This window comes from Hyphomonas polymorpha PS728, from assembly GCF_000685315.1.
GTDB lineage: Bacteria > Pseudomonadota > Alphaproteobacteria > Caulobacterales > Hyphomonadaceae > Hyphomonas > Hyphomonas polymorpha.
This window is the reverse complement of sequence record NZ_ARYM01000003.1, coordinates 91,097-108,068: the sequence shown is the minus strand read 5'-3', so window position 1 is coordinate 108,068 and position 16,972 is coordinate 91,097. Positions and strand designations below refer to the sequence as shown.

Here is a 16,972-nt window from a genome sequence, read left to right as displayed (position 1 = left end):
CGCAAAATCAGCCCGGCCGCACAAGGAGCCGGCCCGGCCATGCTGTTCAAGATGATTCTCGATGGCGCGAAGGCAGAGGAACGGTCGATCGCGCGCGGTTTCCTCAAACATATTGTGGCGGGGTTTGCCTGCGGCCTTGCGCTTGGCACGGCGCTGGTGGCGGGCATTTTCCTGAGTTTCAGCCACCTGGAACTCCACGTGCCGTTCGTTTTCGTGGCCGCCATGCTGCTGCAGTTCGGGCCGATTGGCGGGCTGATCGAGGCGGGTGTCTATCTCTCGCGGATCACGGATCGCAGCCGGGACGCGGCAGAAGCCTCGCAAGGTGATGACGATGATGAAGACCGCCCCGGCGGCGGCACGAAGGCTCCGGTCACGCCAGCGAAGGCCGCGCCCTCGCCCCGCGCGCCTAGATCTTCCCCTCTTCCCGCGCCCGCCTGACACGCTCGGCGCGCGCGGCCATCTTTTCTTTCATGGTGGCGGTAGAAGCCGCCCGTGTGGGCGCTTCCGCCTGAGGGGCCGGTTCGGAGACAAGCTGGGGCTCCGGGGCGGCGGGTTCTTCTTCCTGCAGCTTGCCTTCCTGGATGAGGCGGCGCCGTCTGGCCGCCACGCGGGCTTCCCGCTCACGCAGCGCGCGGCTCTTTCCGCCGGTCAGCGAGCCCAGACCGAAAGCAACGGGCTTTTTGCTGCCGCCCTCGCTGGGGATCGCGTCCTCCTGGCGGCGGCGCAGGACATTGGAAATCCGCCACGCGACATACAGCGCCACGGCGATACAGACGGCGATCATCGTCTGCATTTCAGGGGCAAACATGCTGTAGCCGTTCTGGGTAAGCACGCTGGCCATCAAGGTGAACGCAATGCCCAGCGTGATGGCGAAAATGATAAGAAATCGGGTCATAAACCCAATATTACCACCAGCGCTCCGGCTTGGCCACAAAGCCCGCTGCATCTTCCAGGGCGCCACCCACGCGGAAGCAGGCGCTTTCGTCCAGCGCCTTGCCGATTACCTGCAGACCAAGCGGCAGGCCATTGGCCGAAAGGCCAGCAGGCACCGCAATGCCCGGCAGGCCGGCAAGGTTTGCCGTCACCGTGAACACATCCATGAGATACATCTCGATCGGATCGCCGGACTTCTCGCCAAAGGCAAAGGCGGTCGACGGACAGGCAGGGGTCAGGATCGCGTCGCACGTTTCGAAAGCGTCCACGAAATCCTGCAAAATCTTTGCACGAACCTTCTGTGCCCGGAGATAATAGGCATCATAATAGCCCGAAGAGAGCACATAGGTGCCGATCATCAGGCGGCGCTGCACTTCCTTGCCGAAGCCGCTGGCGCGAGACGCTTCATACGTCTGCGTCAGGTTGTTGCCTTCAACGCGCGCGCCATAGCGCATGCCATCATAGCGGGCGAGGTTTGACGAAGCCTCGGCAGGCGCCACGATATAATACGCCGGCAGGGCGTATTTCGTGTGCGGCAGGGAGATGTCGACGATCTCCGCGCCCGCCGCTTTCAGCCAGGCGATCCCCTGCTGCCAGAGGGCGTCGATCTCTTCGGAGAGGCCCTCAATGCGGTATTCCTTCGGAATGCCGATCTTCATGCCCTTGACGCCCTTGCGCACATCGCTGCGCCAGTCGGGCGTTTCGATGTTCAGAGAGGTGGAATCCTTTGGATCATGGCTGCACATGATCTCGAGCAGCAGCGCGCTGTCTTCCACGGTCTTGGCGATCGGGCCGGCCTGATCGAGCGAGGAGGCGAACGCCACCATGCCATAGCGGCTGGCCCGGCCATAGGTCGGCTTGATGCCGACCGTGCCGGTGAAGGAAGCAGGCTGGCGGATGGAGCCGCCCGTATCAGACGCGGTGGCTGCCAGGCAGAGATTGCCCGAAACGGCCGCTGCCGAACCACCCGACGAGCCGCCCGGCGTCAGCCCGGCATTGTCGCCCTTGCGGCGCCAGGGGTTGATCGGCGGGCCAAAGCGCGAGGTCTCGTTGGACGAGCCCATGGCGAACTCGTCCATGTTGAGCTTGCCCAGCATGACGGCGCCTTCGTCCCAGAGGTTCTGGGTGACGGTGGACTCATAAGTGGGGGTGAATTCGCCCAGGATGTTCGAACAGGCGGTCGTGCGCACGCCCTTAGTGCAGTAAAGATCCTTGATGCCCAGCGGCGCGCCTTCCAGCTTGCCGCCCTCGCCTTTGGCAATCCGGGCGTCGGAGGCTTTGGCCATTTCCAGCGCCTTTTCCGGCGTCTCGACCACATAGGCGTTGAGGATGCGGGCCTTTTCCATGGCCGACAGGAAGGCCTGCGTGATCTCCACCGAGGAAAACTGCTTGGATTTCAGCCCATCCAGCGCGGCGGCGAGGGTCAGGTCGGTCAGGTCGGTCATCGGGAAATCCCATGGATAATAACCCCCGCCTGCTAGGCCCCAATGCCCAAAAGTTCAAGTGTCCGTGAGGCCGCTTGCTGCGGTTCCGGGCCAGGTGCAGAGTAGGGCTTGAGCCTGCCCTGCCCCTGGAGTTCCCCATGCTGAGATCTGCGGCCCTTATTTTCACCACGGCCCTTCTGGCTGCCTGCCAATCGGCGCCCGGCACAGGAACGCCCCAGGGAATTGCCACCTACGCCGATGACCCGCGCCTCGGCGCGCCGGTAGACCGCATCTGTTTTGCCTCCAGCATCGACGGTTTCAGCGATAACAAGCGCAACACGGTCATTCTGCGCGAAGGGCGCGATGAGTATATGGTCGAGGTGTTCGGCGCCTGCCCGGATCTGGAATATGCCCAGAGCATAGGCATCGATTCCACCACGGGATGCCTGACCCGGAGCGATGCCCTTATTGTCGGCCACACCCCTGGCGGCACCGGCATGGGTCCGCAGCGCTGCCTTATCAAAGAAATCCGCAAATGGGACCGGAAAGCCGAAAAGCCCGCTGAAGCTGCCCCCGAAACCCCGGCCGAATAATTTTCCTTGGCCCCCGGATGGCGACAGCCTCCGGGCGTGCTAGACACCCCGCTCATGACCACATCATCTGGGGGCGCGCGCGTCGAGGTCAAAACCTCGCCCCTTCACGGACGCGGATTGTTTGCTTCAACCGACATACCGGCCGGCGCGCTGCTTGGCGTCTATCCACTGCTCATCCTGTCGCATGAAGACACAGAGCGGCTGAAGACCACGCGGGTCTATCATTACGTCTTCTATGTTGACGAGCGTGAGGAAGACGGCGCCGTGCGGGCCGCTGTCGCCTTCGGCAAGATCTCGATGTGCAATCACAGCCCCGATGCAAACGCAGACTTCTACGTTGACGGCGAAGCAGAAACCGTCACCCTGACATCGCGTGTCGCCCTGAAAGCGGGCGATGAAATTCTTATTGATTACGAAGACTTTGCTGACGAGGCGATCTGAAATTTAACTGCACTTCAGGTCAGCCTGCCCGAGCGCCAGTCATCGTAAAAACGCAGCAGATCTTCTGGAATTCCGCTCTCAAAAACCTCATTTAACGGGTATTGGGGCATCATCGCCTGAACAGCGTTTAACAAAGCAATACCTTGCCGCCTGTCTTTTGGGCGCTTTAACGGGTTGCGCTTTGCCTGCTCCGACATCCAAAGCTTCTGAAGTGCAAACCATCGGGGATCAGGAGCAACAATCCTGACCGGTGTGCCGTCGCGGCAGACAGCAACCTGATCTACCGGACTTCCCAGCAGCAACCATTCCTGCTCCGGCAGGGGCACTGGCTTTGGCTGGTCATTGCGTCCCATGGTGGCATGTCTTGAGGGCGCGACGAGAATCTCGACCTCATAAGCCTTTGCGTTGCGCGCCTGAAACGTACGCTCCGTATTCACCGTAAATGTAGGGTCAACAGCTTTCAGCATTGTCCAGACAGGAAGCTCTCCTTCCTGAACTTCCGTCGCAGACCAGGCGAGATCAAAGTCATCCGTCTCATCCGGCGCGCCTGTTAGAAAGCCTGCCGCTTCGATCGAATACGCCGCAAGCGCATTTGTACCCACAACAAGCAAATGGCTGCCAAGAAGCGCTCTTCGGTCGCACTCCTGAAGGATCGGGCCAGCGCCACTGGAAAGCATTGGCAAACGCAGCGCCCGGTACAGGCGCGCGCTTTCATTCAACATCGACCGAGCAGCATCCCGCTGGGTCTGCGCGCCCTGCTTTGCTTCCCGATATGCACTGAAACGCTCCTCGAGCGCATCATTCATGCGGCCAAGGCTACGCCCATTGCCTCTATGATCAAAGATTTCATAGAGATAGGTCTTGCCATCGACCGTCTTGCGCCTCAGGTCATACGACATATCCGCCAACCGGCGTTCAGCTTCCATCCACACATCATAGCGCTGGCGCAGATTAATGAGGGTTCGAAGCTGCTCATCAGAAAAGGGTTTGACTGCCACCGATTTATCCCATGATTTTGATTTTTTTATTATTATGGGATAAATTTATAAAAATCAATATATTGGATTGACCGGCATCATCGTTTCCCGATGGTACAGCCCTACACCAAAATGGAGGAAAGAATGTCCCACACTGTGCCCGCAACCGGCCTGCAACTGCGCAGCCTTGTCACCAAAGACGGCAAGCTGGAGCTGTCACTGGCTGAAGTGGCCGTGCCGGAGCCCGGCCCGGATGATGTGGTGATCCAGATCGAGGCGACCCCGATCAACCCATCAGACCTTGGCCTTCTGGTCGGCGGCGCCGACATGCGCACGGCCAAAGCCTCCGGCACGAAAGAGCGCCCCGTCATCACTGCCGATGTCCCCCAGGCTGCCCTGCGCGCCATGGCTGCCCGGCTCGACCAGTCGATGCCGGTCGGCAATGAAGGCGCCGGTGTCGTCGTCAAAGCTGGTTCATCCCCCGCGGCCCAGGCCCTGCTCGGCAAACGCGTCACCGGTCTTGGCGGCGAGATGTACGCTCAGTACCGGATGCTGAACGTCGCCCAGGTGATGGAGTTGCCTGCCGGGGCCACCTCGCGCGATGGCGCCTCCTGCTTCGTCAACCCGCTGACGGCGCTCTCCTTCGTGGAAACGATGCGCATGGAAGGCCGCAAGGGCATCGTTCACACGGCCGCCGCCTCAAACCTCGGCCAGATGCTGGTGAAAATCTGCCAGAAGGATAATGTCCCGCTGGTCAACATCGTCCGCAAACAGGAACAGGCAGATCTGCTGAAAGGCCTCGGCGCAAAATATGTGGTCGATTCGACCTCGCCGAACTTCATGGAAGAGCTGATCACCGCGCTTGCCGAAACCGACACCACGCTCGGTTTTGACGCGATCGGCGGGGGCCCGCTCGCCGGCCAGCTGCTGATCGCCATGGAAGCGGCTGCCAGCCGCAAGATGAAAGAGTTCAGTCGCTATGGCTCTGGCCAGGAAACGCAGGTCTACATCTACGGCCGGCTCGACATGTCCCCGACCACGGTGCCGCCGGGCGTGGGCTTTGCGTGGAACCTCTCCGGCTACCTGCTGACCCCGTTCCTGCAGAAGGCGGGCGCCGAAGTGCGCGCCAAGATGCGCCAGCGCGTGATGGACGAGCTGACAACCACCTTCGCCAGCCACTACACCGCCGAAATCTCGCTCGCCGAAGCGCTCGATCTCGACACGCTCCACGCCTACAACGCCAAAGCGACGGGCACGAAGTATCTGATCAATCCGGCGAAATAATGAATAGTCAGCGGGAGGCGGTGGTTATTCCACCGCCTTCGGCACAACAAAAAACCCGTGCTCGCTGCGCGGCGCATTCGCCAGCACCTGGTCCTGGATGTTGCCATCCGTCACCACGTCTTCGCGCATCGGCAGCTTCGTCTCGACCACGGAGGTCAGCGGCTCCACGCCCTCGACATCCACTTCATTGAGCTGGTCGATCCAGCCAAGGATGCCGTTGAGTTCCCCGGCAAGCTCGTCCAGCCGCTCTTCCGGAACCGCGATGCGGGACAGGCGGGCAACTTTGCGGACATCGTCGCGGGTAACGCTCATGGGTGCAGGCTCCTGAAACTCCCTGCCCCATACGCCATAGGCAGAGGCCCATCAAGGCTGTAAGGGACGCGTGAATATGGCTGTGGTGGATCTCTTCGACCTGCCCCGCGAGGGCGTCCTGCTGGGCATAGACCCCGGCACCACAACCATTGGCGTCGCCGCGACAGACCGTATCCGCATGATGGCCTCGCCCGTAGAGACGATCCTCAAGAAGAAGCTCGCCCCGGCGCTCGAGCGCCTGTTCCAGGTCTACGATCAGCGCGAGGCCGTGGGCCTGATCGTCGGCCTTCCGCTGAATGTTGATGGCAGCATGGGCCCGCGCGCCCAGTCCGTCCGCACGCTGGTGTCCAGCCTCCTGAAGGTGCGCGACCTGCCGGTCGCCTTCCAGGATGAGCGCTATTCCTCCGCCGAGGCGGGCGATGTGCTGCGTGCCGCCGGGGCCTCCCGCCGCCACCGCGAGGCAGGAATCGACGCCGCCGCCGCCGCCATCATCCTGCAGGACGCCCTCTCCCGGCTGGAGCAGCGTCCGTGAACGCCTTTCTCATCGCGCTGCTGCCGGTCATTCTCATCGTTGCCCTCGGCCAGCTGCTATCGACGCGCCGCTGGATACAGCCCGAAGCCTTCCGGGCCATCGACCGGCTCTCTTTTCTGGTCCTTCTGCCCGCCCTTATCGTCCGGGCGCTGGCGAATGCAGAGTTTGACACCGCCCCCTGGCAGATGGTGGCCACGCTGGTGGCTGCCCAATGCGCAATGGGCGTGGTCGGCCTGGCCGCCTATGGCTGGCCCGGCATCGACCGGCCCGCGATTGGCACGATCATCCAGTCAAACGTACGCTGGAATACGATTATCGCCCTCTCCCTCGGCGCGGCGCTGTTTGGCGACGAGGGCGTCGCCCTTGTGGGCCTGGCCGCAGCTGTCATGATCCCGGCAGCGAACGTCATCTCCGTCTACGCCCTCACTGCGCATGCAGACCGCCCACCGGGCGTCAAACCCCGGCCCTTCCTGGCTATGACGCGCAACCCGCTGGTTATCGCCTGCGTCATCGGTATTGGCCTGGCTGCGGCCCACATCGAAATTCCTGCCGCAATAGATGAAACCCTGCGCATCCTCGCCAATGCCGCTATTGCCACCGGCCTGCTCAGCGCCGGGGCGGGGGTTGACCTCAAGGCGCTCACCCGCGCGGGCCTGCGCACGTTCACCTGGTCTTTCATCCGCCTGTTCGGGATGCCGGCGCTGGTTCTAGCGATCGGCTTGCCGCTCGGGCTCTCCGGATTGCCGCTGGCCATTGCCCTCCTCTGCGCAGCCACCTCCACCGCCCCGAACTCCTACGTCCTCGCCCGCGAACTCGGCGGTGACACAACGCTCGCCGCAAACCTCATCGCGGTTCAAACCGTGCTGGCCAGCCTCACCCTGCCGCTGACCTGGGCCCTGATCCTGTGGCTGGGGGCGGTTTGAACCCACCCCCAATCGTCATCATCAGCGAAGTCGAGGAATCGGGCGGCTCAACCCCGCAGCTCAAAATCTACCACCACCCCGAAGTGATCCGAGCGCACCAGCCCCTCCGGGCTGACCGCAGATCGCCCTGCCACACCGGTCACCCGCACCGCGCCCGCCACTGCCACATGATCCACGGTCTGCGCTTCAATGCCAGGAAGCTTTCCGCGCGTTGCGATCTCGTATCCTTCAAAGGCCTGCTCCAGCATCTTGTATGACCGAAGAGAGCCATAAGTGCGCGGCATCCGGCGATTGAAATCGCCCATCACGATCACCGGCCCATCCTGCCGCCATCGGTGAAGATAAGGCATCAACACTTCCAGAAACCGCTCATGCTGTTCCCATACGCGCGCTTTCGGCACCTGCCCCAGCGGACTCGCCATATGGTAGGGAATGCAGATGCCGACGATCCGCACATTGCGCCCGCCAATCTGTGTGCAGGCCGAAACAGAGCCTCCGAATGCGGCTGCTTGCTCCATCGGGTCAATATCCGCCCAGGGGTGGGGCGACCAAAGTACAACCTTGCGCTCCCCCGTTGCTTGGCGGCTCCACGCCACGCCCTGTGCCGCCAGCACATACCCCCCAAACGCTTCGAGCGATCCTTCCCAAGCCTCTGTCAGGCAGATGATATCCGGCGAGAGCGCGCCAATCTCCGCGATCAATGACGCAGCTTTGGGCGAGGCCGGGTCATTGCGCTCGATATTCCAGTTAACCAGCCGCATTGTACGCCACTCCCTACCAACACTTGCCCCGCCGGAGAATCCCGCCTACACCGCCGCAAATCTGAGGTATTCCGATGGCGCCGCGTAGGCCAGACTACACCTTCACGCACGAGCATCTGCTCGGAATCGAAGGCCTTCATCCCCTCGATATCGCCCATATTCTCGACCTTGCAGACAGCTATGCCGAGAAGACCCGCGGGGGCATCCGGCCTGATCCGGTGCTGACCGGCAAGACGGTGGTGAACCTCTTCTTCGAGAATTCCACCCGCACGATGTCGAGCTTCGAGATCGCCGCCCGCCGCCTTGGCGCCGATGTGGTGTCGATGCCGGTGGCCAATTCCTCGGTGAAGAAGGGCGAAACGCTGATCGACACGGCGATGACGCTCAACGCCATGAAGCCGGACGCGCTCGTTGTTCGCCACTCGGCCTCGGGCGGGGCAAAGCTGCTCTCCCGGAAGGTCGACTGCGCCGTGATCAATGCCGGCGACGGCACGCATGAACACCCCACCCAGGCGCTGCTGGACCTGCTGACCATACGCCGTGTCAAAGGCCGCATCGAGGGGCTCAAAGTGGTCATCTGCGGAGACATCGCCCATAGCCGCGTTGCCCGCTCCACCACGATGGCGCTCCACCTGATGGGCGCGCGCGTGCATCTCTGCGGACCCAGAACGCTGATCCCTCCGGGTACGGACACATGGGGCGCCGAAAGCGCCGGCACAGATTTCGACGCTGTGCTGAAGGGCGCTGATGTCGTGATGATGCTGCGCCTGCAGCTGGAGCGGATGAACGGCTCCTTCCTGCCCAGCCGCCGGGAATATTTCCGCTATTTCGGCCTCACCGCCGAGCGCCTCGCCCTTGCCAAGCCCAATGCCACCGTGATGCATCCCGGCCCGATGAACCGCGGCGTGGAAATCGAAAGCAAGATTGCCGATGGGCCGAGCTCGGTCATCACCCAGCAGGTCGAAATGGGCGTGGCCGTGCGCGAGGCCGTCCTCCACCTTCTCGCCGGAGGAAAATCATGAGCCTGCAGATTGTCAACGCCCGCCTGCTTGATCCGGCCACGGAGCTTGATGCCCCCGGCGCAATCCTGATCGAAGAAGGCAGAATCAAGGACATCCGCGAAGGCGCTGAAGCGACATTCACCGGCGTAAAAACAACCCTCGATGCCGGCGGTCTCTGCCTCGCGCCGGGTTTGATCGACATGCGGGTCAAAACCGGCGAACCTGGCGACGAACAGAAGGAAACCCTGGAAACGGCTTCACGCGCGGCCCTGTCCGGCGGCATCACCAGCTTCGTCGTGATGCCGGATACGCGCCCCGTCATCGACGATGTCGCCCTCGTCCAGTTCATCGCCGAGCGCGCGCGTGAAACTTCCAAAGCCCGCATCTATCCTGCTGGCGGCCTCACCGTAGGGCTGACCGGCGAAGCGATGGCGGAGCTTGGCCTGATGGCAGACGCCGGCGCAATCCTCTTCACCAATGGCGATATTCCTATCGCCAATGCGCAGGTTATGAAGCGCGCGATGGCCTATGCTGCCAGCCGCGGCGCCATCGTCATGTCCCGCCCCGACGAGCGCGCTCTGACCGGCAGCGGCGTGATGAATGCCGGCGCCTTTGCCGCGCGCGCAGGCCTCTCCGGCATTCCGGCAGACGCCGAATGGATCGGCGCCATGCGCGATGTGACACTGGCCGAGCAGACCGGCTGCACGCTGATCCTCGATCAGGTGTCCACCGCCCGCACGCTGGAAATCGCCACCGCCGCCCGCAAGCGCGGCGCGAAGGTTTACACCACGGCGGCCGCCCATTCCCTCTTCTTCAACGAACGCGATGTCGGTGACTACCTGACCTATTGCAAGGTGAACCCGCCCTTCCGGGATGAGACCACCCGCCAAGGCCTGATCGCCGCACTGAAAGCCGGCGAAATCGACGCTGTCGTCTCCGCCCATGATCCTCAGCCCCCGGAGGAAAAGCGCCTGCCCTTCGGCGAGGCGGCCTTCGGCGCGGCCGGCCTTGAAACCGTGCTCTCGGCCCTGCTGAACCTGCACCATGATGGCCCGCTCACACTGCTTGAAGCCATCGCCCCGGTCACCCTCGGCCCGGCCACCATACTCGGCCTCCCGCAAGGCCGCCTCGCCAAGGATGCCCCGGCAGATATGATCCTCTTCAATCCCGGCAAGCCCTGGCTTTGTGAGCGCGAAGACCTTCTCTCCCGCTCCACCAACTCCCCCTTCGATGGCCGCCGCCTTCAGGGCCGCGTGATGCAGACCTTCGTGGGCGGAGAACGGGTGTTCAAGCGGTAAGGGAATGCAGAAGGGCAACAACCTTACTACGGGCCCCATCGGCCCGGCGCTGATCTCCTTCACGCTGCCCACACTCGCCTCCTCCATTCTGCAATCGGCCAATGGCTCGATTGACACGATCTGGGTCGGCCGCCTCCTCGGCGAAGATGCCGTCGCCGCGACGACCAACGGAAACCTGGTCGTCTTCCTGCTGACGGCATTTGTCTTCGGCTTCGGCATGGCTTCCACCATTCTGATCGGTCAGTCGATGGGACGCAGCGATGTCACGGCTGCCCGCCGCGTGGTCGGCACGGTGATCGGCACATTCCTGCCTGTCTCCGCCGCGCTCGCCATTGCCGGCTGGTTCCTGGCGCCCGCGCTGCTCGGTGTTCTGGAGACGCCGGCTGAGGTCGTGCCCCTGGCCATTCAGTTTCTCCAGATCATCTTCCTCGCCCTGCCGGCCATCCTTATCATGACGATGTTGATGATGGCCCTGCGCGGGGCGGGCGACGCGATGACACCGCTGATTTTCATGGCGGTGGCGGTTGTTATCTGTGCAACGCTGAACCCGTTTCTTATTCTCGGCATAGGCCCTTTTCCGCGCCTCGGCATCGGCGGCTCGGCCCTGGCGCTGACACTGGCGAACTATATCAGCCTCATCGCCATGCTGGTCTACATCTACCGCCGCGACCTGCCACTGCGTCTGCGCGGGCTGGAGCTGTCATACCTGAAGCCGGACCTTTCCATCCTGCGTCTGATGGTCGTGAAGGGCTTGCCCATGGGCCTGCAGATGATCGTTATCTCCGGCTCGCTGCTGGCCATGATGTCCCTCGTCAACCGGCAGGGCGTCGACACCACCGCCGCCTTCGGCGCCACCCAGCAGCTCTGGACCTATGTGCAGATGCCGGCGATGGCCATCGGCGCCGCCGTCAGCGCCATGGCCGCTCAGAATATCGGCGCAGGCAGGTGGGACCGGGTGGACCAGATCACCCGCACCGGCATCCTGTTCAACCTTGCCCTCACCGGCGCGCTGGTCGTTCTGCTCCTGCTGACCGACCGGGCAGCGATGACGATCTTCCTTGGCGGCGCCAGTGACGCGGTGGCCATCGGCCAGAACATCGCGCGTCTCGCCACCTGGGGCTTCATACCCTTTGCCGTCACCATGGTGCTGTTCGCCACGGTGCGCGCCAATGGGCAGGTCATCTGGCCGCTGATCATCCTCTTCATCTCCATGTTCCCGGTACGCCTCGGCTTTGCGTATGGCCTGCAAGACTGGCTTGGTTCGGATGCCATCTGGTACAGCTTCCCGGCGGGCATGGTGGTCACCATGCTGCTCGCCATCGTACTCTACCGGTTCGGCAACTGGCGCAGTGAGCGCGACATGCGCGTGCCGGATGCCGATACCGCCGAAGCGTCTGCCTTGGCGGCCACCGTTTCAGGCGAAACCACCTCTTCCATCGGCGCCGCGGCCAATCCGCCGCGTCCGCCGCGCCGGAAGAGTGAAGACTAGGCTGCGCATAGTGTTGGCGCGCCGGATTCGCGGGATATAATCGGCTCAAATTCTTTTACGCCGCTAAGCAGGAATGCCCGAATGACCCCCACGCCCGAGCTCATCAGCCGCTATTACGCCGCCTTCAACGCCAAGGACTGGAACGCCATGGCGGGCTGTGTTTCGGAAAACATCAATCACTTCGTCAATGAGGGCGACAAGCGTGGCGGGCGCGCAGCCTTTGCAGACTTCATCGCGCATATGGATGACTGCTATGATGAGACCCTGACCGACATCGTGGTGATGGCCTCCCCGGATGGCACCCGCGCCTCGGCGGAGTTCATCGTCAACGGTGTCTACAAGAAGACAGATGCCGGCCTGCCCGAAGCCAACGGCCAGACATACCGCCTGCCCGCCGGCGCCTTCTTTGATGTGAAGGATGGTGAAATTCAGCGCGTCACCACCTATTACAATCTCAAGGAATGGATCCGGCAGGTCTCATGATCGTCCGCCCTCTGACGGGAGAAGATCTGGAGCGCGCCCTCCCCGCGCTGGCGCGCCTGCGCATCGAAGTGTTTGCGACCTTCCCCTATCTCTATGCAGGCACGGAAGAATACGAGCAGAAATACCTGCGCACCTTTGCAAAAGCGCGCGATGCCTTCATCTTTGCCGCCGAAGAAGAGGGCGAGATTATTGGCTGCGCCACCGGATCGGCCATCGATGATCATCACGGCGAGTTTGCAGCGCCGTTGAGAGACGCCGGCTTTGATCTTGCCTCCACCTTCTATTTCGGGGAGTCGGTTTTGAAATCCGGCTATCGCGGGCGGGGCCTGGGCCATGCTTTCTTCGATGCCCGTGAAACACACGCGCAGGAACGGGGCTATGCCCGCGCCTGTTTCTGCGCTGTAGACCGCCCGGCAGACCATCCCCAGAGACCGGCGGACTACAGCCCGCTCGACAGTTTCTGGCAGAAGCGCGGCTATCGCAAACTGCCAGGCCTTGTTACGGAATTTGCCTGGCCCACAATGCCCGGCGGACCAGACTTCACCCACCCCATGAATTACTGGCTACGCGAGTTCTGATCCCGCCGCCTATCCCGAAGAAAGACTGCTGAATGTCCCGATCCCTGCCCAGCCTTGTGCTCGCCGCCGCTCTGATGCTCGGCGCCTGCGTGCCCGCGGCACCTCCGCCACCGCCTGCCCCGGTAGAGCTGCCCGGGGCCAACGCGGAAAACATCCGCGCCGATATGAAGTTCCTGGCCTCGGACGATCTGGAAGGCCGCGAAGCCGGCACGCCCGGCTTTGACCTGGCCGCAGACTATGTTGCCGCCGAGTTTTCCGAGATCGGCCTCAAGCCTGCCGGAAACGCTGGCAGCTATATGCAGACGATCACCTTCCTGCGCTCTGTCCGCGCGCCCGAAGGCCGGCTGATGGAAGTTACCAACACTGCTACCGGCGCGCCCGTTCCGTTTACGGAGAATGTGGACTATGCCATGGGCAATTCCCTCTCCGCGCCCTCAACCGATGTGACCGGTGAAGCCGTATTCGTCGGCTTCGGTATCGTCGCGCCTGATCTTGGCCGGGACGATTATGCAGGACTCGACCTCAACGGCAAGATTGCCGTCATGCTCTCGGGCACGCCGAAAGGCATCCAGAGCGAAGAGCGCGCCTTTTACGGTAGCCGCAAGTTCGTGAACGCCTCCGAGCACGGGGCAATCGGTATCGTCACGCTGGAAACGCCGACCTCACGCGGTGTTTATCCTTTCGAGCGCCTGATCCGTGAAGGCCGCCTCGATGGCGCCAGCCTCACCTGGATCAGCGCAGACGGCGCGCCATTCGACAGGGCGCCCAACATCAAGGCCGGCGCTTCGGTCTCGCTCGACAGCGCCGCGAAGCTGTTCGAAGGCACCGGCGAAAGCTGGCCAGCCATCCTGGAAGCCGCCGAGGCTGAAGGCGGCACTGTAAAGAGCTTCGCGCTTCCCTACACCATCCACCTCACCCAGACCTCCACGCACGATCAGGTTCAATCCGCCAACGTCATCGGCATGATCGAAGGCACGGACCCGGTGCTCAAGAATGAGGTCATCGTGCTGACCGCGCACCTCGATCATATCGGCATCACACGCGGCATCGAAGGCGACCAGATCAACAATGGCGCGCTCGACAATGCCAGCGGCATCGCCACCCTGCTGGAGGCCGCCCGCATGCTGAAGGCCGGCCCCGCGATGAAACGCTCCGTCATGTTCATCGCCCTGACCGCTGAAGAGAAAGGCCTCCTGGGCGCGCAATATTTCGCGCTGAACCCGACCGTGCCGAAAGGCAACATTGTCGCCAATGTCAATCTCGACATGCCGATCCTGACCTACCCCTTCACCGATCTGGTGGTGTTCGGCGGCGCCCGCTCCACCATCATCGAGGAAGTCGAGAAGGCGGCCGCCGAGATGGACATCACCCTCAGCCCGGACCCGGTGCCCGATCAGGGCCTCTTCACCCGGTCAGACCATTTCCGCTTCGTCGAAGCGGGCATTCCGTCGGTCTATCTCATCCCCGGCTGGGAGAATGGCGGCGCTGAAGAGTTCGCCCGCCACATGACGACGAACTATCACCGCCCGTCAGACGATATGGCCAACTCCATCGACTTTGACGCCGCCGCCCGCTTTGCCGCCATCAAGGCGCGCATCGCCCTGGCGCTCGCCAATGCGGACCAGCGCCCCCTCTGGCGGAAGGACGACTTCTTCGCCCGCCAGTTCAACGGCCCGATGGAGCCCTGACCCCTCTGCTGCCCGGCCTCGCAAGGGGCCGGGCACGCCCCTCCGGCCCTAAGACACTGGAATCGCAGGCCCTCTCGTTAGGTCAGTCGTGGACAGTCCCTTAAGGGTCGTTAAAGTCCGCCGCGAGACTGAAGCTGGCCCCCTGGCGCCGAGGCTTCACACCCGGAGGAGATACGTCATGCACCCTTGTCATCACGCGCGGACCCACCCCGACAAACCCGCCATCATCATGGCCGGATCGGGCGAAACCATCACGTTCCGCCAACTGGACGAGCGCTCCAACCAGATCGCCCACGCCCTGCGCGCGGCTGGCTGCCAGCCCGGCGACACCATCGCCATCTTCGCGGAAAACTCCCCGCGCTATTTCGAAATCTGCTGGGGCGCCCAGCGCGCCGGCCTCTACTATGTCTGCATCTCCTCGCGCCTGACGGCGCCGGAAGTTCAGTACATCATCGAAGACTCTGGCTCGAAACTGCTCATCGCAGGCGCCAACAAGGCAGGCGTTGCCCTGGAAGCAGCCAAGGCCGCCGGCCTGACAGACCTCTGGTCCATTGATGGCGAGGTTGCCGGCTTCACCGCTCTGGAGGCGCACGCCGCTCCCTTCCCCAAGACACCGGTTGCTGACGAGATGGCGGGCACCGACATGCTCTACTCCTCCGGCACCACGGGCCGCCCGAAAGGCATCCGTCCGCCGCTGGAACGAAACCTGCCCATCGACGCTGACAACATCCTCGTCCAGATTGCCCGCGCCATGTCCGGCGCCAGCCCGGACTCGGTCTATCTCTCGCCCGCCCCGCTTTACCACGCCGCGCCGCTGCGCTGGTGCATGACCTTCACGCGCATCGGCTCGACCGTCATCGTGATGGAGAAGTTCGATCCGGAAGACTTCCTGAAAGCGGTCGAGAAATACAAGGTCACACACACGCAGGTCGTGCCGACCATGTTCGTGAAGATGCTGAAACTGCCCGAAGACGTCCGCAAGAAGTATGACGTCTCCAGCATGACCTTCGCCATCCATGCCGCCGCGCCCTGCCCGGTCCCGGTCAAGGAACAGATGATTGCCTGGTGGGGCCCGGTCATCGACGAGTACTATGCCGGCTCTGAGGGCAACGGCATGACTTATGTGAAAAGCCCTGACTGGCTGACCCACAAAGGCACGGTCGGCCGCGCCATCCACGGCAAGGTCCACATCTGCGACGAGGAAGGCAACGAGCTTCCGATCGGCGAGGAAGGCCAGGTCTACTTCTCCGGCACCACGCCGCCGAACTATCACAACGACCCGGAAAAGAACAAAGCCGCCCTCAACCCCAAACATCCCGACTGGTCGTCCCTTGGCGATGTCGGCAAGCTGGATGAAGAGGGTTTCCTCTATCTGACAGACCGCAAGGCCTTCATGATCATCTCCGGCGGCGTGAACATCTATCCGCAGGAAACCGAAAACGTTCTGATCACCCACCCGAAAGTGGCCGATGTCGCCGTGATCGGCGTGCCGGATGAAGACTTCGGCGAGGCCGTGAAAGCCGTCGTCCAGCCAATGCCCGGCATTGCGCCGTCCGAGGAACTGGCCGCCGAGCTGATGGCCTTCGCGCAGGCAAACCTCTCGAAGCTCAAATGCCCCAAGAGCATCGACTTCGACCCCGAACTGCCCCGCCACCCGACCGGCAAGCTCTACAAGCGCCTCATCCGCGACCGCTACTGGGGCAACAAGAACAGCCGCATCGTCTGATCGCGCGGCGGATTCATCAGAAACCAGAATTCAAGGGCCGCAGCCATGCGGCCCTTTTTTACGTCACAGCAGCCAGCTATCCGGATTTTCCACCATCTCGCCGGCGGCAAGCGCCTGCATGCCCTTCACGATCCGCACGATGTACCAGACCAGCGCCGCCAGGAAGAGCAGGAGCCCGATCAGCAGGAAAGTCAGCAGGCCCGAGATCACGCAATACAGCAGCATCTTCCAGAAGATGTTGATCTGGTTGCGGTAGTGGTTCTCGATGAGGGCATCTCCCTTGCCCTTGCCGAGATAGGCCATCACCACGCCAACCAGCGCCAGTATCTGAAAGAAGACGGGTGCCACAATGTAGAGAAAATAAATAAGGTTGGCATTGCTCCGGCTACCGGGTTCAATCGAAATCGTTGGCGACTCGGCCATTTCTGCCTCCCTCGTCAGCCCTGCCACGCCCATGGCGGCAGCCCGCATTAGGCTGTTTGGGGTTGACGCTCAGTTAACCTTGCAGATTGGCCCGCGCCGCGCCACA

At 62.7% G+C, this 16,972-nt stretch carries 19 protein-coding genes; 13 read left to right on the top strand and 6 right to left on the bottom strand.

Annotation, left to right across the window (positions count from 1 at the left end; all coding sequences use genetic code 11):
- Positions 1-39: 39 nt before the first annotated feature.
- Complete coding sequence (locus HPO_RS03435) at positions 40-438, top strand: hypothetical protein (protein ID WP_035594501.1); 399 nt, start codon at positions 40-42, stop codon at positions 436-438.
- On the opposite strand, the gene HPO_RS03430 is transcribed toward HPO_RS03435, so the two are convergent.
- Both HPO_RS03430 and gatA read right to left on the bottom strand, forming a co-directional pair.
- A complete protein-coding gene (locus HPO_RS03430) occupies positions 407-895 on the bottom strand; it encodes a hypothetical protein (RefSeq protein ID WP_035594499.1) in 489 nt (162 codons plus the stop codon). The genes HPO_RS03435 and HPO_RS03430 overlap by 32 nt on opposite strands.
- Before the next feature lie 10 nt (positions 896-905).
- On the bottom strand, positions 906-2,378 hold the full coding sequence (gatA, locus tag HPO_RS03425; RefSeq protein ID WP_035594497.1) for an Asp-tRNA(Asn)/Glu-tRNA(Gln) amidotransferase subunit GatA: 1,473 nt from the start codon (positions 2,376-2,378) through the stop codon (positions 906-908).
- 137 nt (positions 2,379-2,515) lie between these two features.
- Here gatA and HPO_RS03420 point away from each other — a divergent pair, with 137 nt between their 5' ends.
- Both HPO_RS03420 and HPO_RS03415 read left to right on the top strand, forming a co-directional pair.
- Entirely contained in the window at positions 2,516-2,950 is a 435-nt protein-coding gene (locus tag HPO_RS03420; protein WP_035594493.1) for a DUF6491 family protein, read from the top strand.
- A gap of 54 nt (positions 2,951-3,004) precedes the next feature.
- The gene (locus HPO_RS03415) at positions 3,005-3,391 is read left to right on the top strand and encodes an SET domain-containing protein (RefSeq protein ID WP_035594490.1); all 387 of its coding nucleotides are present in this window, start codon (positions 3,005-3,007) and stop codon (positions 3,389-3,391) included.
- A 14-nt stretch (positions 3,392-3,405) separates the two neighbouring features.
- On the opposite strand, the gene HPO_RS03410 is transcribed toward HPO_RS03415, so the two are convergent.
- Complete coding sequence (locus HPO_RS03410; RefSeq protein ID WP_035594488.1) at positions 3,406-4,389, bottom strand: GSU2403 family nucleotidyltransferase fold protein; 984 nt, start codon at positions 4,387-4,389, stop codon at positions 3,406-3,408.
- A 123-nt stretch (positions 4,390-4,512) separates the two neighbouring features.
- On the opposite strand from HPO_RS03410, the gene HPO_RS03405 reads away from it, so the two are divergent.
- Entirely contained in the window at positions 4,513-5,652 is a 1,140-nt protein-coding gene (locus HPO_RS03405) for a zinc-binding dehydrogenase (RefSeq protein WP_035594485.1), read from the top strand.
- A 24-nt stretch (positions 5,653-5,676) separates the two neighbouring features.
- On the opposite strand, the gene gatC is transcribed toward HPO_RS03405, so the two are convergent.
- Positions 5,677-5,964 carry an Asp-tRNA(Asn)/Glu-tRNA(Gln) amidotransferase subunit GatC gene (gatC, locus tag HPO_RS03400; RefSeq protein WP_035594483.1) on the bottom strand — a complete coding sequence of 96 codons (288 nt, stop codon included), beginning with the start codon at positions 5,962-5,964 and terminating at the stop codon, positions 5,677-5,679.
- 76 nt (positions 5,965-6,040) lie between these two features.
- Between gatC and ruvX the strand changes: the two genes are divergently transcribed.
- Complete coding sequence (gene ruvX / locus HPO_RS03395; RefSeq protein ID WP_035594480.1) at positions 6,041-6,496, top strand: Holliday junction resolvase RuvX; 456 nt, start codon at positions 6,041-6,043, stop codon at positions 6,494-6,496.
- A complete protein-coding gene (locus tag HPO_RS03390; RefSeq protein ID WP_035594478.1) occupies positions 6,493-7,419 on the top strand; it encodes an AEC family transporter in 927 nt (308 codons plus the stop codon). The genes ruvX and HPO_RS03390 overlap by 4 nt, the downstream gene beginning before the upstream one ends.
- Positions 7,420-7,466: 47 nt before the next feature.
- On the opposite strand, the gene HPO_RS03385 is transcribed toward HPO_RS03390, so the two are convergent.
- Positions 7,467-8,180, bottom strand: a complete 714-nt coding sequence (locus tag HPO_RS03385; RefSeq protein WP_035594475.1) for an endonuclease/exonuclease/phosphatase family protein — start codon at positions 8,178-8,180, stop codon at positions 7,467-7,469.
- A gap of 74 nt (positions 8,181-8,254) precedes the next feature.
- Here HPO_RS03385 and HPO_RS03380 point away from each other — a divergent pair, with 74 nt between their 5' ends.
- The 7 genes from HPO_RS03380 (at position 8,255) to HPO_RS03350 (ending at position 16,443) form a co-directional block, all read left to right on the top strand.
- Positions 8,255-9,202 (top strand): aspartate carbamoyltransferase catalytic subunit, encoded by a 948-nt coding sequence (locus HPO_RS03380; protein WP_035594472.1) that lies wholly within the window; start codon positions 8,255-8,257, stop codon positions 9,200-9,202.
- Positions 9,199-10,479 carry a dihydroorotase gene (gene pyrC / locus HPO_RS03375; protein ID WP_035594470.1) on the top strand — a complete coding sequence of 427 codons (1,281 nt, stop codon included), beginning with the start codon at positions 9,199-9,201 and terminating at the stop codon, positions 10,477-10,479. The genes HPO_RS03380 and pyrC overlap by 4 nt, the downstream gene beginning before the upstream one ends.
- A 4-nt stretch (positions 10,480-10,483) precedes the next feature.
- Complete coding sequence (locus tag HPO_RS03370) at positions 10,484-11,968, top strand: MATE family efflux transporter (protein WP_035594467.1); 1,485 nt, start codon at positions 10,484-10,486, stop codon at positions 11,966-11,968.
- Positions 11,969-12,049: 81 nt separating this feature from the next.
- Positions 12,050-12,451, top strand: coding sequence for a ketosteroid isomerase-related protein (locus HPO_RS03365; protein ID WP_035594465.1), 402 nt, complete (start codon positions 12,050-12,052; stop codon positions 12,449-12,451).
- Entirely contained in the window at positions 12,448-13,029 is a 582-nt protein-coding gene (locus tag HPO_RS03360) for a GNAT family N-acetyltransferase (RefSeq protein ID WP_035594805.1), read from the top strand. The genes HPO_RS03365 and HPO_RS03360 overlap by 4 nt, the downstream gene beginning before the upstream one ends.
- Positions 13,030-13,061: 32 nt before the next feature.
- Positions 13,062-14,717: a M28 family metallopeptidase gene (locus HPO_RS03355; RefSeq protein ID WP_035594463.1), complete on the top strand. Its 1,656-nt coding sequence runs from the start codon at positions 13,062-13,064 to the stop codon at positions 14,715-14,717.
- A gap of 178 nt (positions 14,718-14,895) precedes the next feature.
- The gene (locus tag HPO_RS03350; protein WP_035594461.1) at positions 14,896-16,443 is read left to right on the top strand and encodes an AMP-binding protein; all 1,548 of its coding nucleotides are present in this window, start codon (positions 14,896-14,898) and stop codon (positions 16,441-16,443) included.
- 63 nt (positions 16,444-16,506) lie between these two features.
- Here HPO_RS03350 and HPO_RS03345 read toward each other — a convergent pair whose 3' ends face one another.
- Positions 16,507-16,866: a DUF4870 family protein gene (locus tag HPO_RS03345; protein WP_035594803.1), complete on the bottom strand. Its 360-nt coding sequence runs from the start codon at positions 16,864-16,866 to the stop codon at positions 16,507-16,509.
- Between the last annotated feature and the right edge of the window lie 106 nt (positions 16,867-16,972).